Source organism: Acinetobacter sp. UBA5934, assembly GCF_002430855.1.
Taxonomy (GTDB): Bacteria; Pseudomonadota; Gammaproteobacteria; order Pseudomonadales; family Moraxellaceae; genus Acinetobacter.
Window position 1 is genome coordinate 1 of the sequence record NZ_DJDC01000132.1, and the last position, 21,155, is coordinate 21,155.

The 21,155-nt window shown below is 42.5% G+C and carries 20 protein-coding genes; 12 read left to right on the plus strand and 8 right to left on the minus strand.

The features are described from left to right. Window positions 1–274: TetR family transcriptional regulator (locus B2Y23_RS09035; protein ID WP_291370359.1), on the minus strand; the 274-nt coding region annotated here is incomplete at its 3' end. A 176-nt stretch (window positions 275–450) separates the two neighbouring features. Between B2Y23_RS09035 and B2Y23_RS09040 the strand changes: the two genes are divergently transcribed. The 4 genes from B2Y23_RS09040 to B2Y23_RS09055 all read left to right on the plus strand — a co-directional run bounded on the left by B2Y23_RS09040 (window position 451) and on the right by B2Y23_RS09055 (window position 3,925). Beyond that, on the plus strand, window positions 451–1,473 hold the full coding sequence (locus tag B2Y23_RS09040) for a ferredoxin reductase (protein WP_291370361.1): 1,023 nt from the start codon (window positions 451–453) through the stop codon (window positions 1,471–1,473). A 63-nt stretch (window positions 1,474–1,536) separates the two neighbouring features. After that, on the plus strand, window positions 1,537–2,682 hold the full coding sequence (locus tag B2Y23_RS09045; protein WP_409449766.1) for a fatty acid desaturase family protein: 1,146 nt from the start codon (window positions 1,537–1,539) through the stop codon (window positions 2,680–2,682). 174 nt (window positions 2,683–2,856) lie between these two features. Beyond that, window positions 2,857–3,573, plus strand: coding sequence for a ribonuclease PH (gene rph / locus B2Y23_RS09050; RefSeq protein ID WP_291354229.1), 717 nt, complete (start codon window positions 2,857–2,859; stop codon window positions 3,571–3,573). Window positions 3,574–3,742: 169 nt separating this feature from the next. Then, window positions 3,743–3,925, plus strand: coding sequence for a hypothetical protein (locus B2Y23_RS09055; protein WP_291354228.1), 183 nt, complete (start codon window positions 3,743–3,745; stop codon window positions 3,923–3,925). Here B2Y23_RS09055 and nadC read toward each other — a convergent pair. Continuing rightward, entirely contained in the window at window positions 3,922–4,767 is an 846-nt protein-coding gene (gene nadC, locus B2Y23_RS09060) for a carboxylating nicotinate-nucleotide diphosphorylase (protein ID WP_291370363.1), read from the minus strand. The two genes, B2Y23_RS09055 and nadC, sit on opposite strands and share 4 nt — an antisense overlap. Window positions 4,768–4,934: 167 nt before the next feature. Here nadC and ampD point away from each other — a divergent pair, with 167 nt between their 5' ends. Together ampD and murJ are read left to right on the plus strand one after the other, a co-directional pair. Then, on the plus strand, window positions 4,935–5,510 hold the full coding sequence (ampD, locus tag B2Y23_RS09065; RefSeq protein ID WP_291370365.1) for a 1,6-anhydro-N-acetylmuramyl-L-alanine amidase AmpD: 576 nt from the start codon (window positions 4,935–4,937) through the stop codon (window positions 5,508–5,510). A gap of 74 nt (window positions 5,511–5,584) precedes the next feature. Beyond that, complete coding sequence (gene murJ, locus B2Y23_RS09070) at window positions 5,585–7,135, plus strand: murein biosynthesis integral membrane protein MurJ (RefSeq protein WP_291370367.1); 1,551 nt, start codon at window positions 5,585–5,587, stop codon at window positions 7,133–7,135. Between the two features lie 219 nt (window positions 7,136–7,354). On the opposite strand, the gene B2Y23_RS09075 is transcribed toward murJ, so the two are convergent. Continuing rightward, the gene (locus tag B2Y23_RS09075; protein ID WP_291354224.1) at window positions 7,355–7,513 is read right to left on the minus strand and encodes a DUF1328 domain-containing protein; all 159 of its coding nucleotides are present in this window, start codon (window positions 7,511–7,513) and stop codon (window positions 7,355–7,357) included. 214 nt (window positions 7,514–7,727) lie between these two features. On the opposite strand from B2Y23_RS09075, the gene B2Y23_RS09080 reads away from it, so the two are divergent. Further along, the gene (locus tag B2Y23_RS09080; RefSeq protein WP_291370369.1) at window positions 7,728–8,180 is read left to right on the plus strand and encodes a YcgN family cysteine cluster protein; all 453 of its coding nucleotides are present in this window, start codon (window positions 7,728–7,730) and stop codon (window positions 8,178–8,180) included. A gap of 121 nt (window positions 8,181–8,301) precedes the next feature. On the opposite strand, the gene B2Y23_RS09085 is transcribed toward B2Y23_RS09080, so the two are convergent. Next, window positions 8,302–10,179, minus strand: a complete 1,878-nt coding sequence (locus B2Y23_RS09085; protein WP_291370371.1) for a sensor domain-containing protein — start codon at window positions 10,177–10,179, stop codon at window positions 8,302–8,304. 324 nt (window positions 10,180–10,503) lie between these two features. Between B2Y23_RS09085 and B2Y23_RS09090 the strand changes: the two genes are divergently transcribed. Then, window positions 10,504–11,778, plus strand: a complete 1,275-nt coding sequence (locus B2Y23_RS09090; RefSeq protein ID WP_291370373.1) for a replication-associated recombination protein A — start codon at window positions 10,504–10,506, stop codon at window positions 11,776–11,778. A gap of 275 nt (window positions 11,779–12,053) precedes the next feature. Here the strand turns inward: B2Y23_RS09090 and purC are convergent, their stop codons facing one another. The 3 genes from purC to dapA are packed head-to-tail and all read right to left on the minus strand — an operon-like array spanning window position 12,054 to window position 14,328. Further along, window positions 12,054–12,773 (minus strand): phosphoribosylaminoimidazolesuccinocarboxamide synthase, encoded by a 720-nt coding sequence (gene purC / locus B2Y23_RS09095; protein WP_291354219.1) that lies wholly within the window; start codon window positions 12,771–12,773, stop codon window positions 12,054–12,056. A 36-nt stretch (window positions 12,774–12,809) separates the two neighbouring features. Then, window positions 12,810–13,415 (minus strand): lipoprotein-34 precursor (NlpB), encoded by a 606-nt coding sequence (locus B2Y23_RS09100; protein WP_291370375.1) that lies wholly within the window; start codon window positions 13,413–13,415, stop codon window positions 12,810–12,812. Window positions 13,416–13,428: 13 nt separating this feature from the next. Beyond that, entirely contained in the window at window positions 13,429–14,328 is a 900-nt protein-coding gene (gene dapA, locus B2Y23_RS09105; protein WP_291354217.1) for a 4-hydroxy-tetrahydrodipicolinate synthase, read from the minus strand. A gap of 727 nt (window positions 14,329–15,055) precedes the next feature. Between dapA and mhpT the strand changes: the two genes are divergently transcribed. The 3 genes from mhpT (at window position 15,056) to B2Y23_RS09120 (ending at window position 18,171) form a co-directional block, all read left to right on the plus strand. Next, window positions 15,056–16,261, plus strand: coding sequence for a 3-(3-hydroxy-phenyl)propionate transporter MhpT (gene mhpT, locus B2Y23_RS09110; protein WP_291370377.1), 1,206 nt, complete (start codon window positions 15,056–15,058; stop codon window positions 16,259–16,261). A 236-nt stretch (window positions 16,262–16,497) separates the two neighbouring features. Further along, on the plus strand, window positions 16,498–17,133 hold the full coding sequence (gene pncA / locus B2Y23_RS09115) for a bifunctional nicotinamidase/pyrazinamidase (RefSeq protein ID WP_291370380.1): 636 nt from the start codon (window positions 16,498–16,500) through the stop codon (window positions 17,131–17,133). Window positions 17,134–17,229: 96 nt separating this feature from the next. Further along, window positions 17,230–18,171, plus strand: coding sequence for a bile acid:sodium symporter family protein (locus B2Y23_RS09120; protein ID WP_291370382.1), 942 nt, complete (start codon window positions 17,230–17,232; stop codon window positions 18,169–18,171). 90 nt (window positions 18,172–18,261) lie between these two features. On the opposite strand, the gene B2Y23_RS09125 is transcribed toward B2Y23_RS09120, so the two are convergent. Continuing rightward, window positions 18,262–19,515 carry a hypothetical protein gene (locus B2Y23_RS09125; RefSeq protein ID WP_291370407.1) on the minus strand — a complete coding sequence of 418 codons (1,254 nt, stop codon included), beginning with the start codon at window positions 19,513–19,515 and terminating at the stop codon, window positions 18,262–18,264. Window positions 19,516–19,592: 77 nt separating this feature from the next. Here B2Y23_RS09125 and serB point away from each other — a divergent pair, with 77 nt between their 5' ends. Next, on the plus strand, window positions 19,593–20,813 hold the full coding sequence (serB, locus tag B2Y23_RS09130) for a phosphoserine phosphatase SerB (RefSeq protein ID WP_291354213.1): 1,221 nt from the start codon (window positions 19,593–19,595) through the stop codon (window positions 20,811–20,813). Window positions 20,814–21,155 lie beyond the last annotated feature (342 nt).

Here is a 21,155-nt window from a genome sequence, read left to right on the forward strand (position 1 = left end):
TGATTTGAGCTTTGGTATTTGGCTGATAAATATAAGCCTGGCCCAATTGATGCAAAATGCCTTTTAAATGCCGGGCCACCTGATCGACCAGTTCCAGGCCCAGTTCATTCATATCCTGAAAATGTCGATAAAATGCAGTCGGTACCAAGCCGACATGGCGTGCGATTTCACGCAAACTGATACTGCTGAAAGAACGCCCAGACGTGTTTAAAGCCAACGCTGCATCTAAAAGTGCTTGGCGGCTCTGCTGTTTACGCTCATCCCGAATCGACATTCGACTACCCTAAAAAAAATTCTGCAAAGAAGTTTATCAAAAAAAAAACAAAATTAGCGATGAATGTCAGTGAACAAGTGTTGACCGAAACATAAAATCATTATAGTGTACAAGTGTTCACTATAAGAACACCTGTTCACTCAAATAAATAGCCAGTAATAAAAGAGGAACGTCATATGAGTCATGTGATGCAATATCAGCCGCAATGGATTCGAGAAGATTTCGTCGATTTTATTGCTGAAAAAATAAATCCGGTTTGGGCATGGAAAAAAGTCAAAGCCAGCATTGTCGATGTACAGATGCTAAGTTCAGAATTCTATCAGATCCAGTTGCAGCCGAATCATAATTTTCGTGCTAATGCTTTTCATGCTGGGCAAAGTATTTTAGTGACTCTAGTGATTGCAGGTGTACGTGAGCAACGCAGTTATTCAATTGTAAAAATTACCGAAAATGGCAACGTTGTCATTGCAGTGAAACGTCAGGGCAAAGTATCCAATGCTTTAACTCATTTGACGGTAGGCAGTGTAGTGGAAATCTCTCAAGTTCAGGGTGATTTCACATTAACTTCATCCTCTGCGCCTATTCTGTTATTGGCTTCAGGGAGCGGGATCACTGCTATTTACTCTTTATTGCAACAAGCAATCCGCCAAAAAGTCAGTCAAATTGACCTGATCTATTTTAGCCGTGATGAGGCTTTTCATAGCGAATTGCAGCAATTGGCCGAACAATATCCACAGTTTCACTATCACCATTTTAACACGCTGGCACAGAAGCAACATTTAACTGCCGAGCTGCTTGAACGTACCGTTCCGGATTTCCAGCAGCGCCAAAGTTATGCCTGTGGGGCCAAGGGCATGATGCAAAGCCTGAATCAGATTTATCAGGGGCTGGGTATTGCCAATCTATTAAAACAGGAATATTTTCAGGTCGTTGTGGATGAAAATGCAGCAGTACAACCGGTGGTGTTTTTACGTGCCCAACAAGAATTTGAAGCCAAAACCAATTTGCTGGAAAGTGCCGAACAGGCGGGGTTAAGACCAGCGCATGGTTGCCGTATGGGCATCTGCAATACCTGTACCTGCACCAAAGTCAGCGGTTCAACCAAAAATCTGCTGACCGGTGAAATTGACCACGACAGCAATAGCCAAATTAAGTTGTGTATTAGCCAAGCCGTCAGTCCTGTAGTGATCAACCTTTAAAAAATTTAGTACTGCTTGCACTTGCTACGAATAGGTGCTGAAGCATGACTCAGGAGAAAAATAATGAATATGTCAGTTAAGTTTCCAGAAAATAGTAAATCAAAATATTTAAGTGCAGAGCAAATTGCAGAATTCGGTGAAAAGGTCGATGCAATTCGCCGTGAAATTATGGACAGTATTGGAGAGCAAGATGCCCAGTATATTTATAAAATCCGTGATTTTGTCCGTTATAGCGAAATTGCATCACGCGGAATGTTAATGTTTGGTGGCTGGATTCCACCCGTATGGTTATTGGGAACCGGTTTATTGGGTATTTCTAAAATCGTGGAAAATATGGAGTTGGGCCATAACGTGATGCACGGTCAGTTTGACTGGCTGAATGATCCGAATCTGAACGGTGCCAATTATGACTGGGATACCATGGCGACTGGTGATGACTGGAAACACACCCATAACTATATCCATCACACCTATACCAATATTGTTGGTAAGGATCATGATGTTGGTTATGGTCTGATTCGGGTCAGTGAGGCGCAAAAATGGGAACCGCGCTTTTTATTCAATATTCCTTTAGCCATTCAGCTTATGGTGTTCTTTGAATGGTATGTAGGCGTGCAAAACCTACATTTGGAAGATGCGATTGCCTATAAAACCAAAAGCTGGAAACAGGTCTGGAAAGAGTCAGCAAAATTCCGTAAAAAAGCCACCCGTCAGATTGCCAAGGATTACGTGTTTTTCCCTTTAATTGCCGGTCCGAATGCGCTTCCTGTATTTGCCGGAAATGCAGTCGCCAACGTGATTCGTAGCCTTTGGGCTTCTGCGGTGATTTTTAATGGACATTTCACTGAAGATGCCGAAACCTTTGAACCAGACAATACCGATACTGAAACTCGTGCAGAATGGTATTTACGTCAAATTCGCGGATCGAGTAATTTTACCGGTACAGAATGGCTGCATATTTTAAGTGGTAATTTGAGTCATCAAATTGAACACCATTTATTCCCGGATATGCCTGCTAACCGTTATGCCGAAGCAGCACCGAAAATACGTGCCTTATGTGCAGAGTATGGTATTCACTACAATGAAGCTAGTTTCATGAAACAGTTTGGTAGTGTCTGGGTACGTTTGGCCAAATGTTCATTGCCAAATTCATGGACCAGTTCTATTCAACAATCGACACAAAAATTAAAATCATTATTGAGCTTTTAAGGCAAAATCGCGAGGATCCTCCACAGTGCAGGATCGAAAGCGAAGCTTATTCATGCGAAATACAGTGAAAATGGCTTGATGGTTTTTGCCAATAGACAATGTCCCGGCAAAACCTTCAAGCTTGCTTCTGTTATACTAGGCCGCAATGAATTTTAGCCCAAATAAGGACTCATTATGCGTATCGACCAACGTACATTAGATCAATTACGTGACGTAAAAATTACCCGTAACTATACACGTTATGCGGAAGGTTCAGTATTGATTGAATTTGGTCATACTAAAGTTCTTTGTACTGCAAGTATTGATAATTCAGTGCCGCGTTTCTTAAAAGGCAAGGGACAAGGTTGGGTTACTGCTGAATACGGCATGTTGCCACGTTCTACTCATACCCGCAGTGACCGTGAAGCAGCACGTGGTAAACAAAGTGGTCGTACTCAAGAAATTCAGCGTTTGATTGGTCGTAGCTTGCGTGCCATGGTGGATTTGAAAAAACTAGGTGAAAATACCATTACCATCGACTGCGATGTAATTCAGGCGGATGGTGGTACCCGTACTGCATCTATTACCGGTGCAGCTGTGGCTTTAATTGATGCCATGAATGTATTGCTTGAAACCAAGAAAATTAAACAAGATCCGCTGAAAGGTCTGGTTGCTGCAATTTCTGTCGGTATGTATCAAGACGAAGCTTTGCTAGATCTGTGTTATGAAGAAGATTCAAACTGCCAAACTGACTTAAACGTGGTGATGACGCAAGCAGGTGAGTTCATTGAGCTGCAAGGTACTGCTGAAGACAAGCCATTTACCCGTGCACAATGTAATGAAATGCTTGAATTGGCTGAAAAAGGCATTCAAGAACTGATTAAAAAACAACAGGAAGCTTTAGGCTGGTAAGTTGTTGAGTTAAATATATAAAAAATGCACCTGAAGGTGCATTTTTTATATCCAGAATATGAGAGGAAGGGCTACAAAAGCTTGCAATAGCCAAACGCTTTGAAACGCCTGCTTAAGATTCAGCTCATATTCAGGCTCTAGACTGATGCTTTATTTACAGGAGTATAGAATGTTAAATATTATAATCCTGCTGGTATCCGTGGTAACGCTGGCACTTATGACCAGTGATCCGCGAGCTTCAGAACAAAAATCCATGCCATCCGCCTGGCAACAGAACCCACCAGCCAGTGAAATTCAGGATTTAACTTCTAAACCGGAATCTAAACCGCAAAATGATACTGAGCAAACTTAAGCATTAAAACGCATGGATAGATCAACCGCTTTGACGTCTTTGGTTAAAACACCCATCGAAATATAATCCACACCAGTGGTTGCCACTTCACGCAAGTTTTCAATGGTAATATTGCCCGATGCTTCCAGCTTACAACGACCGGCAACATGCTGAACGGCATCAATCATTTGCTGTTGGCTAAAGTTATCCAGCATCACGATATCTGCTTTGGCCTCTAAAGCCTGATTCAGTTCATCCCAAGTTTCAACTTCAACTTCGACTGGTTTCCCCGGTGCGATGTTATGTGCCTTGGCAATGGCCTGAGCAATGCCACCAGCCGCCATAATATGGTTTTCTTTAATTAGAAAGGCGTCGAATAAACCTAAGCGATGGTTTTGACCACCGCCAACGGCGACTGCATATTTTTGTGCAATACGTAAACCTGGCAAGGTTTTGCGGGTATCGAGCAATTTGGTATTTAAGCCTTGTAATTGTTTTACATATTCAGCTGTTTTAGTGGCCACCGCAGAAAGCGTCTGGATAAAATTCAGGGCAGGGCGTTCCACGGTTAGCAGGCTGCGTGCTGAACCGGCCAGTTTTAAAAAGGTTTCATTGGCTTGTACACGGTCGCCGTCATTTTTAAGCCAAGTCACCTGGACCGTTGCATCATAGGCTTGAATTAAAGCATTGACCCAAGGTTGACCGGCAAGCACCATCTCTTCACGGCTGATGATGGTGGCAGTGGCTTGTTCATCTTCAGGGGTTAATAAAGCGGTGATATCACCTTCGCCAATATCTTCTTGTAATGCTTGTTGAATGTTGATTTGGATCGATTGTTCCAGCAAGGCTTGAGAGATGCTCATCAGTATTTCCGTATCTTTTTTAACCCATGAAAATTGCGCGTTATATTAGCATTGTTCATTTAAAAGAAATGTTTTTTCAAGCGATTTTTATCTCCAGAATTTGAGATTTTAAGTTTAAAGTTTTAGGATTGCGCTAAAATCATGCGAACAGGACTCAGGATCGGAATATGCAACAGGCACCCTTTTTTCAGGTCATCGATGGTCAGTTAATCGGTGCAAGGCAAGTACCTTCCCCAAATTATAATTCACGTCCCGAGCAAACTGAAATTCAACTGGTTGTGGTGCATAACATCAGTCTGCCGCCGTCACAGTTTGGTGGAGGCTATATTGAACAGTTTTTTCAAAACCAGCTGGACTGGTCACAGCATCCGTATTTTCAAGCTATTGAAGGCATGCAGGTTTCTGCGCATCTGCTGATTTTACGTAGTGGTGAAGTCCTGCAATTCGTCAATTTTAATGATCGTGCCTGGCATGCCGGACGTTCAAGCTATTTAACCAAAAAAGAATGTAATGACTATTCCATCGGCATCGAGCTGGAGGGCAGTGATGATTTGCCTTTTGACGAGACACAGTATACGGTGCTGGCACAAGTGACGGTTGCATTGCAGGCGGCTTATCCAAAAATTTTACAACATTTGGCCGGTCATTCGGATATTGCACCTGGACGTAAAACCGATCCGGGACCGTTTTTTGACTGGGTCAAATTCAGAACTTTATTACAACAGCATAAAACTCCTCAATAATGCATGGGCTTTATGATTAAACAACGAAATTCCATGTTGAGTTTCATTACAATAGCGACTTAATTTTTCACTGGGTGGTTACGATGGCGCTTTGGCGGTCGACCTTTATTGTAAGTGCAATGACCATGTTGTCTCGGGTTTTGGGTCTAGTCCGAGATGTGGTATTGCTGAATGTGTTTGGTGCAGGTAAAGATTTCGATACCTTTGTGGTGGCGTTTCGTATTCCCAACTTTTTTCGGCGGCTGTTTGCCGAAGGGGCATTTTCGCAAGCCTTTATACCGGTTTTAACCGAATATAAAACCACACGAACCCATGCAGAAGTGCAAATTCTGATTAGCCGGGTCTTTGGCTGTCTTGCGACATTTATGACCGCCCTGACTTTTATTGCCATGATTGCGGCACCTGCGGTGCTTTATATTTATGCGCCCGGCTTCCATGACGACCCAGAAAAATTTGCCTTGGCCACAGACATGTTCCGTCTGACCATACCGTATTTGCTATTTATGTCGCTGACCGCTTTTGCCAGCAGTATCTTGAACAGTTATGGGTCTTTTTCTACCCCGGCTTTTTCACCGGTGTTGCTGAATATCACCATGATTGCAGCAGCATGGTGGCTAACGCCCTATATGGCCGAACCGATTATGGCACTCGGTTGGGCAGTAGTGATAGCCGGTATCTTGCAGCTGGTGATTCAAATTCCAGAGCTGTGGCGTAAAAAATTGCTGATTCCACCGAAAGTGGATTTCAAACACGAAGGTGTCGATCGCATCATGAAATTGATGCTCCCGGCACTGTTTGGTGTTTCGGTCACGCAAATTAACTTGCTGTTGAATACCATTTGGGCATCCTTCATGCAGGATGGTTCGGTGTCTTGGTTATACAGTGCAGAACGTATGACGGAATTGCCTTTGGGATTAATCGGGGTAGCGATTGGTACGGTGATTTTACCGTCATTGTCTGCACGGCATGCCGAACAGGATCAGATCAAGTTCCGTGGCATGATTGACTGGGCAGCGAAAGTGATTATGCTGGTCGGCATTCCAGCTAGCATTGCCTTGTTTATGCTTTCTACTCCGATCATTCAGGCCTTGTTCCAACGTGGACAATTTACCCTTGAAGATACGCAAATGACTGCTTTGGCTTTGCAGTGTATGAGTGCCGGGGTGATTTCCTTTATGCTGATTAAAGTTTTTGCACCCGGTTTTTATGCCCAGCAAGATACCCGTACCCCGGTTCGGGTCGGATTAATGTCGGTAGCTGCCAATGCGATTTTAAACGTGGTGTTTATTGGTTTCTTTAAACTGATTCATTGGGAGGCTGAGCACATGGCGCTGGCCTTGGCTTCCTCAGGGTCTGCACTGGTGAATGCCGGTATGCTGTATTTCTATCTGCATCAACGCAATATTTTCCGTTTTGGCGCACATTGGAAAAAGCTGTTTCTCCAGTATGGGATTGCCAATGCTGCTATGATTGCTGCACTGTGGTATGGCTTAAGCTGGTACAACGGAGATGTATCGCAGTGGATACGTATCCTTGAAGTGGCCGGTTTGTGCGTAATCGGTGTGGTGGCTTATGGCATTGGTCTATTGGCAACCGGCTTTCGACCACGTCATTTACGTCCTTAATTTACGACTTTATTAATGTGCCGAGATTAGTTACATAAGCTAAGTCAGATAAAGAGCGATTTAACTCATGAAATTGAAAACTGAATGGAAATCGCCTAAAAATCATCTATTTTTGTATTGTTAAAATAGAAGAACGACAGCAAAAAACGCATATAAAAAAGAGCCTGATCAGGCTCTTTTTTATATCGAGTAAGATATTTTTAAGCGGAAGTCATTTAACTAAATTCTTCCTCGAGAGAGGAAGCCGACGATTGCCAAAATAACGGCAACGACGAGTAAAATAACCGCAAAATCTTTAGATAATCCTGCGACACCAGCAAAACCTAATAGACTAGCAATCAGTGCAATAACTGCAAAAATAATGGCCCAACGGAACATAAGCTTTCTCCATGTGTTGTTATTTTCAAAGTAGATTTAAAGTAGATTTAGTATAGGGGCGGAAAATTTCCAACAGTGTTATGCTTATGTTGAAAAAATGTTCACTTTGACAGCAAATATATGATTTGAAGTAAAAATCACATTCTTAAATTGTGAACTTGAACACGTTATAACGCGTTATAATAAGCCGCTTCCTTTCAATTTTTTCTTTGCTATGACTGAACAATTGCGTCCACAATTTTGGAAAAAATACACTTTAACTGAACTTAATCCTGCCGAATGGGAGGCATTATGCGATGGTTGCGGTTTGTGTTGTTTGATCAAGTTAGAAGATGAAGAACTGCAAGAAGTCGCTTATACCAAAGTAGCCTGCAAGCTTTTAGATTGCGAAACAGCCTGTTGCAGTAATTATGAACAGCGGCTTGAATATGTGCCGGATTGTATTCAGTTGACGCCAGAGAAGTTGGCCAATATTCACTGGCTTCCATTAAGCTGCGCTTACCGTCGTTTAAACGAAGGCAAAAATTTACCTACCTGGCATTATTTAATTACAGGCACTCGCAGTAGTGTGATCAAAGCTAGAAAATCCGCAGCGGGTCGTTGTATTTCCGAAACAGAAGTCAATGAAGATGATATTGATGAATATATTGTGCGCTGGGTTCGTTGAATCTGTTCATGATCAGGAAAGCTTCTATCATGTGAAGATCTTAAATCCTGAACAGGTAATCCAGTCATATCGTAAGACGCTAAAGCCAAGGATGACTACGAGTATGAATGCACGTAATTAATTAACTAGAGGAACTGATGGGTTGCGTTGTATGCGCTACAGGCTTCAATAATTGCGTGGCATCCTGAAAAATCATGGGATGATAAAAGTAAAAGCCTTGTCCGCTATGACAATCACAGGCTTGAAGGGCCTCAACCTGCTCTTTTTTCTCAATGCCTTCCACCAAAATATCCAGCGAGATACTGTTACCAATCTGGCTAATCGCTTTGACTATAGCCAGAGCTGAAGGGTCAGTGTGCATATTTTTGATGAAATTTCGATCAATCTTCAGGCAGTCGACCGGATAATCTCTTAACCGGGTCAAGGATGAATGACCTGTACCAAAATCATCTAATGAAATGCTCAGTCCGGCTTGTTTTAATAATTTAAGTGCGCGGATCACATAGTCGGAACCACGGTCAGAAAGACTCTGTTCAGTAATTTCTATTTCAATCAGAGAATGGGGAATCTTAAATTGAGCTATTCGGCTTAACAGCTTTTCAGCATAGTTATCCCTTAAAAATTCAACAGGTGCAGCATTAATGGAAACCGGTAACAATTCTAGGCCAGCTGCCAGCCAGCGATTCATATCCTGAAAAACTTTCAGCTGCATGATTTCACTAATTTGCGTGGCCAGTTCATAGTCCTGAAATGCAGAAAAAATATGTGAGGGCAGCTGGATTTGATCATCTGCATCATACCAGCGCAGCAAGGCTTCAAAACTAATGACTTTTCCATCTGCAAGATTGACCTTGGGCTGATAGACCGGAAAAATTTTATTGCGATGAATAATTGCCCGGGCCAGCGCAAGCTGTTTGGTGGTGAGCTGTATGCTCTTGAACATGGTACTTTGGAACATCCGGATGCCGCCACGGCCACTCATTTTAAGATCATTCAGGGCGACATCGGCACAGCGCAACAACATTGAGCTATTTTTTGCATGTTGAGGATACATGGCACCGCCAATGCTCATCCCGCCATTAATATATTGTCCGGCATAACAAATCGGGATATCCAGTTGCTGACGTGCTATTTTTGCAAGGTTCAACAATTCAGATTCATCCTTTAGATGCGGCACAATAATCGAAAACTCATCGCCCCCCAGACGTGACAGCACCACCTGTTCATTAAAACAGTCCCGCAAGCGCTGCCCTAAAATCTGAAGTAAATAATCACCTGCAATATGCCCTAAGGTGTCATTAATATGTTTGAAATAGTCTAAATCAATCAGCAAAAAGCCCACAGACTGTTGCTGCTGCTGGGCATTTTGAATGGTTTTTTTTAAAATTTTATTAAATGCGCCACGGTTATATAAGCCGGTTAATTCGTCGAGTTCAATGAGCTGTTGAAGATTTTTTTCCACAATTTCTTGTTGGGGAATATGATGCTGTAGAGTTAAAGGTTGAGTATCGTTTATGCTGGCATTCAGCATTTTATTCCGTGCATGCACTTGCTGATGCAGCTCGGTATGCTTTAAATAATGATCATGAATATCGGTGGCCGTCACCATCCAATCAATATTATCTAAATGTTGTACCGGTTGAACGGAAATCAGGCAAATTCTGTAGTCTTTTTCACCGTGTTGAATTCGGCATTCTTGTTCAAAACCTTGTTGGGTATGTAAAGCATGTTGCCAGAGTAAACTAAAGTTCGAATAATCATCAGGATGAATGAATTTTTCAGACGCATCGCTATGCTGTAGAGGAAGAGTCTGACCAATATAGTCGCAAAGCGCTTGATTATAATAATACTGATGTTGTTTGTTCTTGACCCAGACCAGCAGGGGGAATTGATCAAGGATATTTTGAATAATAAGATTTTTGTCAGATAATAGATTTAAAACGGATGTTTTGTCATCCTGATTACGAGGTCTTCGCTTGTTTTTGAAAATATTTTCCATAAAGCTCACCCATTTAAATAATCAAGATGCTTAAAGTGTGACGTATTTCACATAATTATACATATGAACATTTGGAAGTAGAACGATTAAGTTTGTATTTCTGATGGCTTACTTATTTTGTTGAATCGACTTCACTCTCTTTTTTAAACCATCTAAAAACGATTTAAAAGTCATTTAAAATTAAATTCACGTAAAACAGACAGAATAATGATGTGGATGATGTAAAAGTAACAATAGGATTTTTTTGTAAATCGGTTCATTTGAAATACGCGATATTAAAATTACATAGTAGACTTACTTTAAGTAGAGTAAAGAAATAACAAGATGTCTGAGAGCCATATCCCCCTCCCTGAACGACTGCGCCCGCGTGACTTGTCCGAAATTATTGGTCAAGATCATCTATTAGGGGCAAGTGCACCCTTACGTCAAATGATTGATCAGGGACATTTACCTTCGATTATTTTTTGGGGACCACCAGGGGTAGGAAAAACCACGATTGCTTTGCTTTTGGCACAGGCGGTGGATCGGCCATTTGTCAGTTTATCGGCCTTGAATACCGGGGTAAAAGAACTGCGTGAAGTGATTGCCGAAAGTGGCGATTTACTGACGCCTGTGGTATTTATTGACGAAATTCATCGTTTTAACAAGTCGCAGCAAGATGCCTTATTGAATGCAGTCGAGAAGGGGAAAATTACCTTAATTGGAGCGACGACAGAAAATCCATCTTTTGAAGTCAACAATGCCTTGTTGTCGCGTTGTCAGGTATATACCTTAAATGCCCTGGATGATGATGCAATTCGAACTTTGTTGAATAATGCGATAAAGCAGGATAATTTTTTAAAAGAACGTTATATCCAAATTGAAGAATACGAAGCATTACTGCAATTTGCTGCTGGTGATGCACGTAAGGCACTTAATTTACTGGATTTAATAGCCAGTACTTTTGAAACTGATGTAGAAAATATCATCACCAATGCCATAGTGGTCAAGGTGGCCCAGCAGAATATTGCCCGTTATGATAAATCAGGCGAGCAGCATTACGACTTGGTTTCGGCATTTATTAAATCGATTCGCGGCAGTGATCCGGATGCTGCCTTGTACTGGATGGCGCGCATGCTGAAAGGGGGCGAGGATCCAGTGTTTATTGCCCGTCGTATGCTCATCGCCGCTTCAGAAGATATTGGCAATTCGAATCCGAATGCCTTGCTGTTGGCAGGCGAGTGTTTCCGTTCAGTTCAAGCTGTAGGCATGCCGGAATGCCGGATTATTTTAGGTCAATGTGCGGTATATCTGGCGACCAGTGCTAAAAGTAACAGCACTTATTTGGCCATTAACAAGGCACTCGACTTAGCGGAAAAAACCGCGAATTTACCTGTGCCGCTACATTTACGCAATGCATCTACCAAATTGATGAAACAGCAAGGCTATGGTGTAGATTATCTTTATCCGCATAATTATCCTGAACATTTTGTCTTGCAAGACTATTTGCCGCCTGAATTAAAAGGCACCAAGCTGTATGAGTCCGCTCGAAATAAACGTGAAGTGGAAGGCGAGCGTCTACAACAGCGTCGTTGGCAGCAGGAACAGCAACAGCAGTAAGACAAAAAAAAGCCCAATCCATAGGACGGATTGGGCTGAAAATAGGATGTCTTGGGGGAGATACATCCTAGAGGGTAAACTAAATATCTTGGTCGGCAAGCAAGATGTTTTCAAGCCATCTAGGCCAACCTCTTGTCACCTGGTATGTAAGCTATATTAAATAAAAATCATAATGATGTAAAAACGTTCATTTTTATTAGTAACATCTGTTTTTTCGATTTTTGGGAATATAAAAAACCGAGCTAAACAGCCCGGTTTTTGAATCAGATAACTGATTAGATATCAGAAAGATCGATACCTAAACGTGCAGCAACTTCTTCATACGCTTCAACCACACCGCCTAAACCTTGACGGAAACGGTCTTTGTCGAGTTTTTTCTTGGTGTCTTTGTCCCATAGACGGCAACCGTCTGGAGAGAATTCATCACCTAGAACGATACGGTCGTGGAATACACCAAATTCAAGTTTGAAGTCAACAAGCAGCATATTACCTGCGTCAAACAAACCTTTAAGAACATCATTCACTTTGTAAGTCAGTTCTTTCATTTGCGCCAATTGTTCAGCTGTTGCCCAGCCTAAAGCAATTGCCTGAGATTCATTCACCATTGGATCGCCAAGCGCGTCATCTTTAAAGAACAATTCGAAAGTAGGTGGAACGAGTTCTTTACCTTCTTCTACACCCAAGCGACGGCACAATGAACCAGCAGCATAGTTACGTACTACACATTCAACTGGAATCATTTGCAATTTTTTCACTAAAACTTCAGTAGGAGAAAGAAGTTCTTCGAAGTGAGTTTCAATGCCAGCAGCAGCCAATTTTTCCATGATGAAGGCGTTAAAACGGTTGTTCACCTTGCCTTTACGATCCAGCTGTTCGATTTTTTCGCCGTTAAATGCAGATGCATCGTCACGGAAGACTAGGATGAGGTGATCTGCACTGTCTGTTTCATAAACAGATTTCGCTTTACCAGTATAGAGCAAGGTTTGTTTCAACATGGGGGAACCTTTTTCAAAAAAAAATGCCTAGTACGACTAGGCTGGCCAATTTTGGTAAATCTGGGTTAACAGTTCTGCAGCTTTTTCTTTGTCTGCAAAGCTGTTATCGGCATTGAACACAGCGATGTTGTTGCTTGTGCCTACAGAGGTCAGTCTTAATACATAAATCTGCTGATCAATCTTAATAGTCACTTCGTAACGATTTTTACTTTGACCCACAATGGTATGGTTCAGGCTGCTGAGGGTGGCAAGTGTGTACTGCCAAATTGTAGCAGAATTTCCATCGATTTTGAGCAGAGGATTTTGATTTCCATCACGAACCAGCTGTGGACGACTGACATTTGTACTGTCATTCTGATCACTTGCTGCTGCATTGGTCTGAGTTTTGTCTGGACGTGGTAGAGCAAAACGGTTGCCGCGCTTATTTTCCAGCTTCGGTGCATGCTCAATGGCAAGCGGGTCAACCGTTGGAGATGGATACAATGGCGTTGCTGGTCGAACCATTGAGCCTTCCGGATATTTCAGAGGTTCAAGGGTTGCTGTATTTTTATAGTCCAGTGAACCGTTACTGATTCCCATGGAACTACAACCCGCTAAACTGAATGCCGAAAGTGCAAGGATTAAACCAAAACGTAATTGCATAGTGTTGTGCTCTTTATTTAATGACACCCGAAGCGTTCAGTGCTTCACGCAATGGGGTACGATATTGTTCTGCAAGAGGAGTTAATGGTAAGCGAATACCGGTACCAATTAAGCCCATTTCATGGAGTGCCCATTTCACAGGAATTGGGTTAGATTCACAAAATAAAATATTGTGTAAATTTGCAACTTCATTATTTAAGGCTTCAGCGCGATCTGCATCACCTGCAAGTGCAGCAGCACAGATCTGGCTCATTTCTTTAGGTGCCACGTTAGCAGTCACCGAAATGTTGCCTTGTGCACCACAACCCATGAGCTGGTATGCAGTGGCATCATCACCCGAGTAAACGGTCATGTCTTTGCCGTTTAATCCTTCAATGAGTTCTTTACCACGGGCTACATCACCGGTCGCATCTTTAATGCCAATAATTTGTGGAATGTCAGCCAGACGGATTACGGTTTCATTGAGCATATCCACGCCAGTACGGCCCGGAACGTTATACAGAATTTGAGGTAAGTCTACCGCTTCAGCAATCGCTTTATAATGCTGATATAAACCTTCTTGAGTTGGTTTGTTGTAATAAGGCGTGACCAGGAGAGCTGCATCTGCGCCCAGCTCTTTGGCCTCACGCGTCAGTTCAATCGCTTCATGGGTAGAATTAGCCCCAGTACCTGCAATTACAGGAATACGTTTATTGGCCACACGAATGATTTCTTTAATCACCTGGGTATGTTCAGCCATGCTTAAAGTTGATGCTTCGCCTGTCGTGCCCACAGCTACAATACTGTTGGTGCCTTGTGCGATATGCCACTCAACGAGCTTTTCTAGACCCTTCCAATCTACGCTGCCATCTTCAAACATCGGGGTGACGATTGCGACAATTGAACCTTGAATGATCTGTGCTTGCTGAGTCATTTTAAAAAATTATCCTATTTGGCCATCCAACTGAGGTAGAAAAACAGAGACGTGGACGGTTACGTATTTTGATTTATAGCAAAATTCAATGGAATTGAATGAAATTGAATAATGCTTATGCAAATTATGAACGAACAAGCGGTGAAGAACAATATGCTTTAGTCAAACCATCTAAAAACTTTATGAAAAGCAAGTGAAAAATCTAACAAACAAAACCCCGTTCATTTTCTTAAATGAATTTGAATGATAATTTTAATCAGCTTAAAGCACTGAAAACCGTTTTTTGGACTGGAAAATGGCTGCTTCTGTCTTAAAAAGCTAGGCTTGACCCAATCAACTCGGTAATTCCGGGTAAAAAAATCGGAATTTAAGATTTAATACAGCTCAGCATAGACTTTTAAGCTATATGAATCAGACTATTCATCTATCAAAATGATCATTAAAAACGACCTTAGTAATTAATAAAAACTATTAATGTATTTTTGCTCTTTTCGCACAGGATGATTTTCAGAATAAAAATTATCCTGCTCAGATTAATTTTTTCTGTGTGAGTTAAAGTTGATTAAGTGTTTTTGCGACTATCTGTTTGGGGTATGGGGAAGTTTTAAATAGCCGGCACTTTTGTCAATAAAGTATAGATTATTCCACTTATTGGTAGTTATTTGAATTTCAAGACTCGTGGATGATGCTGTTCTATTTTGGACACTGATTGCACAAGGATTTTCCAATGGAAAGATCAGATAACAAGCATTCCGTCATTACCGTGGCAATCTGTTTTTTAATTGCTGTCATTGAAGGATTGGATATTCAGGCTGCCGGTATTGCAGCAGCCGGTATTCGTGAAGCTTTTGGCTTAGATAGTTCTCAGTTAGGAGTATTTTTTAGCGCAGGAATTCTAGGGTTATTGCCGGGTGCTCTGATTGGTGGGCGTTATTCAGACCGGATTGGTCGTAGAAAAGTACTGATTTGGTCAGTCGCCGTATTTGCTGTATTTACCTTATGTACCGTATGGGTAAACAGTTTCAATACCTTGTTATTGGTTCGCTTTTTAGCTGGTGCCGGTTTAGGTGCAGCAATGCCAAACTTGATCACGCTGGCATCTGAAGCGGTTAAGCCTGAGAACCGGGGACGTGCTGTAGGCCTGATGTATTGTGGTATGCCTGTGGGTGCGGCCATTTTGTCGTATGTTGCGAGTTTGGATTTTGGCTCCAACTGGAAAAATATTTTCTATCTAGGTGGTCTGTTGCCAATTATCGTGCTGCCTATTATGATTAAATTTCTACCAGAATCACGTGAATTCTTAAAAGCACAAAATACCCCTAAAACTGCTGCTGTCACTCAGGGTTCTTTTAAAGATTTGTTCAACAGCAGCAACTTGATGCGCACCTGCCTCATTTCAGTGAGCTATTTCTTCACCCTGATGGTGGTCTACATCATGTTGAGCTGGTTGCCTTCACTGTTTATGGAATTGGGCTTTACCCGTAAAGAAGGCAGTACTGCACAATTCTTCTTCATGGTCAGTGCAACGATTGGTACCATTGTACTGGGCATGCTGACGGATCGCTGGAAAAAAGCCTACGTGATTCTATTGATGTACGGCGGTATTTTGGCTGGTTTATTCTGCTTGAATGCAGCCAGCTCATTAACGCAAATGTATATGGCTTCTGCCTTGGTGGGTGCCTTCGTGATTGGTTGCCAAGGTGTACTGTATGCTTTCGGTAGTATTGTTTACCCAACTGAAGTACGTGCAACGGGTGTAGGTATGGCTTCAGCGGTAGGGCGTGTAGGCGCCATGCTTGGGCCAACCATTGCAGGTCAGTTGCTTGCCGCAGGTTTTGGTGCAGCAGGGGTAATTTCAGCTGCTATTCCATGTATCGTGATTTCAGCACTCTTTATGTTGATTCTGGTGCGTCGCTTACAAACACAAGCTTAATGTTTTGACTTATTAAAATAGCTCGCTATGGCGGGCTATTTTTATTTCTATCCCTCGCCTGTGCGCAAAGCACAAAATGACCGACAGCGGATAGAAAATGTAGGCCTGATTTGCCACGCGAGCATGATTCTTTACCTCCACAGCCATTATCTTTTTACCTGTATCTATAAATACTGCAATTTGTTTTGTTATATGCTTAACAAAAATCACAATAGGTAAAGAATGGACTGAGAATTATGCAAAAAAATACTGCTTTGATTGTTGTCGATGTACAAAATGGTTTTACGCCGGGTGGAAATTTAGCCGTAGCGAATGCAGATCAGATCATTCCAAACATTAACCAATTGGCACAGTATTTTGACAATATTGTGATTACTCAAGACTGGCATCCCCAGAATCATGTGTCATTTGCTGAAAATCATATAGCAAAGCAGCCATTTGAAACGATTGAGCTGGAGTATGGCACTCAGGTTTTGTGGCCGGTACATTGTGTACAAGGCACTGCTGATGCAGAGTTGCATCCGGATCTTTATTTACCCACAGCACAACTGGTCATCCGCAAGGGCACGCATGCCCATATCGACAGCTATTCAGCCTTTTTGGAAGCAGATCAGAAAACCACCACCGGTTTGGCCGGCTATTTAAAAGAACGCGGTATTGATACGGTTTTTATTGCAGGAATTGCCACTGATTTTTGTGTGGCCTGGACCGCAATAGATGCCTGTAAATTGGGATTTAAAACCTATGTGATTTCCGATGCCACCAAAGGCATCGATTTACACGGTTCATTACAGCATGCCTGGCAAGACATGCTCGCAGCCGGGGTCAAGCGTATTTTGATGAAGGATATTGTTCAACTCAGCAGCTGCTAAAAACATGATCAGGTTGAATAAAGCTGCTGATTTGTCTGATAGATATGGTAAAACGTCCTCTCTAGATCAGACCAGCATAAATATTGGATGTATTGTATGTCTGCTTTTTTGCGCTTTACGCAATTTATTCAGAAAACCTTTGCCCTCTGGGTAGTGCTATTTGCCGGTATTGCTTTAATTGTCCCGGAAGCCTTCGTCTGGCTTAAAGTCTATATTACCTGGATGCTCGGGATCATCATGTTTGGTATGGGCATGACCATGACGGTAGAGGACTTTAAAGGGGTATTGCAAAGTCCTAAAGCGGTTGGAATTGGTGTGGTTGCACAATTTGTGGTGATGCCGGGGCTGGCTTATCTGTTATGTCAGCTGTTTCAACTGCCACCGGAAATTGCCATAGGCGTGATACTGGTCGGCTGTTGCCCAGGCGGGACAGCATCTAACGTGATTACCTATATGGCCAAAGGAAATACCGCGTTATCGGTGGCCTGTACTTCGGTTTCGACGCTTTTAGCACCAGTATTAACCCCTGTGATTTTCTATCTTCTGGCCAGTCAATGGATTGAAATTAATGCCATGTCGATGTTGGGTTCAATACTTCAGGTGGTACTATTCCCGATTATTCTGGGTTTGATAGTTCGTGCAGTATTGAAGCGCAAAGTCGATGCCTATATTCAGGTGATGCCCTTGATTTCAGTGATGGCAATTGTAGCCATCGTGGCGGCAATTATTGCCGGTAGCAAGGTACAGATTCTGCAATCAGGTTTACTGATTTTAGGTGTGGTGGCCTTGCACAACGGTCTGGGCTATTTACTGGGATTCTGGGCAAGTCGCTTCTTTAAACTGCCTTATGCAGACAGTAAGGCTATTGCCATTGAAGTCGGCATGCAAAATTCAGGTTTAGGCGTGGCTTTAGCGGCAGTACATTTTGCTGCATCGCCCATTACTGCGGTGCCAAGTGCCATTTTTAGTTTATGGCATAACATTTCAGGCCCTGCATTAGCCAGTTATTGGGCAAACAGGGCCAATAAAATAGAATAATTGTGAAACAATCTCTGCTGAGCTCAGTTGAGACGTGTAGAGAATAAAAAAAGCCGAGCATAACAGCTCGGCTTTTTTATTGACCTCTTTTTAAGAGGCTTTGGATTGCTTGGCTTTTAAAATTTCCGTTCTAAATGTTTGTGCCAATTCGGCTACTTCGCTATCCATGCCGTTCATCATGAAAGCATGACGAGTCAACACATTGGTTGGATTCGGTATACTGACCAACTGGTAACGATCTGAAATATCTTTCAGTAATTCATTCGGCAAATGAATGGCACTTTCTTTGGCAGTCAATTGCTGTACCAGACGTTCTGCCGCTTGAACCGGGCTGAGATGCATCGCTTCAACATGACTGGAAATGGCACTGCGGGTTTGCAACACAAAACGCTTTTCTTCACGATAACGTTTATATAACACATCCGATAATAACTGGAATACGGTACTAATCATGACCAGACATTGCACTGCATTTGGCGTGTCCACCGACATGCTGATGGTTGCGCCATGTTCATCAAATTTATGCACCGTAGCGATATCCGAACTGTTTAATTTGTAGTGTTGAACACACAACTCTGTCGTTTTATTCAGGAAAATCTGACATAAATTGAAATACGGCACTGAAATGGTTTTATTGACCGAATCCATCAACTGTTTAGGGTCATAGAATTGGATATTTAAGGCAATACAGTTGTCATTCAGCACCATAGGTTTCGATTCTTTGACTTTCGCTTTTGCCTGAGCATTGCTCTGTGCCTGGGCAATTGCCACTGCGGCGTTATGCTGTTCCTGCTCTAAAGCCTGAGTCAGGGTTTGAATTTCATGTTTAAGGCGGGATTCATTATTGATACGCGCCAGATATTCGGTACGGCTTGGACGGGCAATGGCGCGATAAGCTAACCATAATAAGCCATGAATCAGCAACGATAATAAAATCGCCAGCCATTGGGTACGTAAAATTTCCCCAATACTCGGCTGAATCAGGGTAATTTCAATACTGCCGACTTTCTTTTCATTTTGCAGCGCTTCACGAACAAACACTTCGCCTTGGCGTGTTTTGGTTAAACCACCTGTTGCCAGTACCTGATTATTTGCATCTAGAATACGAATAGAAGCCACACTCGGGTTAGTGGCATAACGGTCGGCCAATAATGCCAATGACACCGTATTGGCCGGTTCCAGCTCGGACAGGCTGTCTGTGACCAGTTGCGAGGTCATCAGCTGTCCCTGACTGGCGCGGTTTGCATTCAGCTGATGCGTCGTCGCAAGGACCAGTAAAAAAGTGTGTAAAGCAAAACTTACAATCAGTAGGCTAGCAAATAGCCCTTGTCTAGGCGCATTCAACGTAAACTTCCAAGGCATTTATGTTCAAATTCGATTATGATTCTAACAATAGTTGTAGCTCAGATCCGAGTCAATTCATGCGAGAAATCATTCTTATATCATTTTTGGGACCCGACCAGCCTAATCAATTTACACGATTAATGCAGGTATTGTCCGTACATTCTTTACAAATTTTGGACGTTGGACAAGCCGTCATCCACAACCAACTGACTTTAGGTATTGTTGTTTCGTCAGATGACCAAACTGCTACAGCATTAGCCATGAAGGAGATTCTGATTCTAGCACATGATATTGGCTTAACAGTGCGCTTTAAACCAATCTCTGCATCAGAATATGATCAATGGGTGAGTGAAGGCGGGCAGACTCGCTATATCGTGACGGCTCTGGCACCGGAGCTAAGCGCATCACAGTTACAGGCGGTGACGCAGATTGTCTCCAATCAGGGCTTTAATATTGAAACAGTCACCCGTTTATCGGGACGTCCGGAACTGAATAATCAGGTGGAAGGACCAAAACGTTCTTGCGTGCAATTTGGCCTGAAAGGACAAATGCTGGATGCGACCGCCATGCGTGCGGCCTGCCTGCGTCTATCAGCTGAGCTGAGTGTCGATGTTGCGGTTCAAGAAGATAATGCTTACCGTCGTAATCGCCGTTTGGTCTGCTTCGACATGGACTCTACTTTAATTGAGCAAGAAGTCATTGATGAGTTGGCGATTGAAGCCGGTGTTGGTGAGCAAGTCGCTGAAATTACTGAACGTGCCATGCAAGGTGAACTGGACTTTCAGCAAAGCTTCCGTGCTCGTGTCGCCTTGCTCAAAGGGATGGATGCATCGGTTCTGCCAAAAATTGCCGAGCGTCTAACCGTGACCGAAGGGGCAGAGCGCCTGATTTCAACCTTGAAAGCATTGGGGTATAGAACCGCAATTCTTTCTGGTGGTTTCCAGTATTTTGCTGAATACCTGCAAGAGAAATTGGGTATTGATGAAGTACATGCCAATATTCTGGATGTACAAGATGGTCTGGTGACAGGTGAAGTCAAAGGACATATTGTTGATGGTGCGCGTAAAGCATTGCTGCTGCGTGAATTGGCCGACAAAATGGACATTTCACTGGAACAGGCGATTGCCGTGGGTGATGGTGCCAATGACTTGCCGATGCTGTCGATTGCCGGTCTAGGAGTGGCTTTCCGAGCCAAACCTTTGGTGCGTCAGAATGCCAATCAGGCGATTTCAAGTGTGGGTCTGGATGGGGTGTTATATCTGCTAGGTGTACATGATAAAGACCTCAGCCGTGCCTAATGCTTGAGTCCAACTATCGAATTTGATCTATAAAACGCGACATTGATGTCGCGTTTTTTGTTTAAAAACAAGCAAAATAAGATGAGTGGTTAAATGGAATCGTCGACAAAAACAGCATACAAATCATTATAAAAAAATATTTTTTTAACACTTTTAAGGCGTGGTTTTTTTGTAATGACACGGCAAGTCCGAGCCCATCTCACTTCCAGAAAAAGTTAAAAATAAAAAAATGTAATGACAAAATAATATTGCGACAAGGTGTGTCGCTTGCTGAAAATACAAGACTTTTTTTCTTAAAAAAACTCCGCATAATGCTTGCATAGAGATTGATATAAATATATT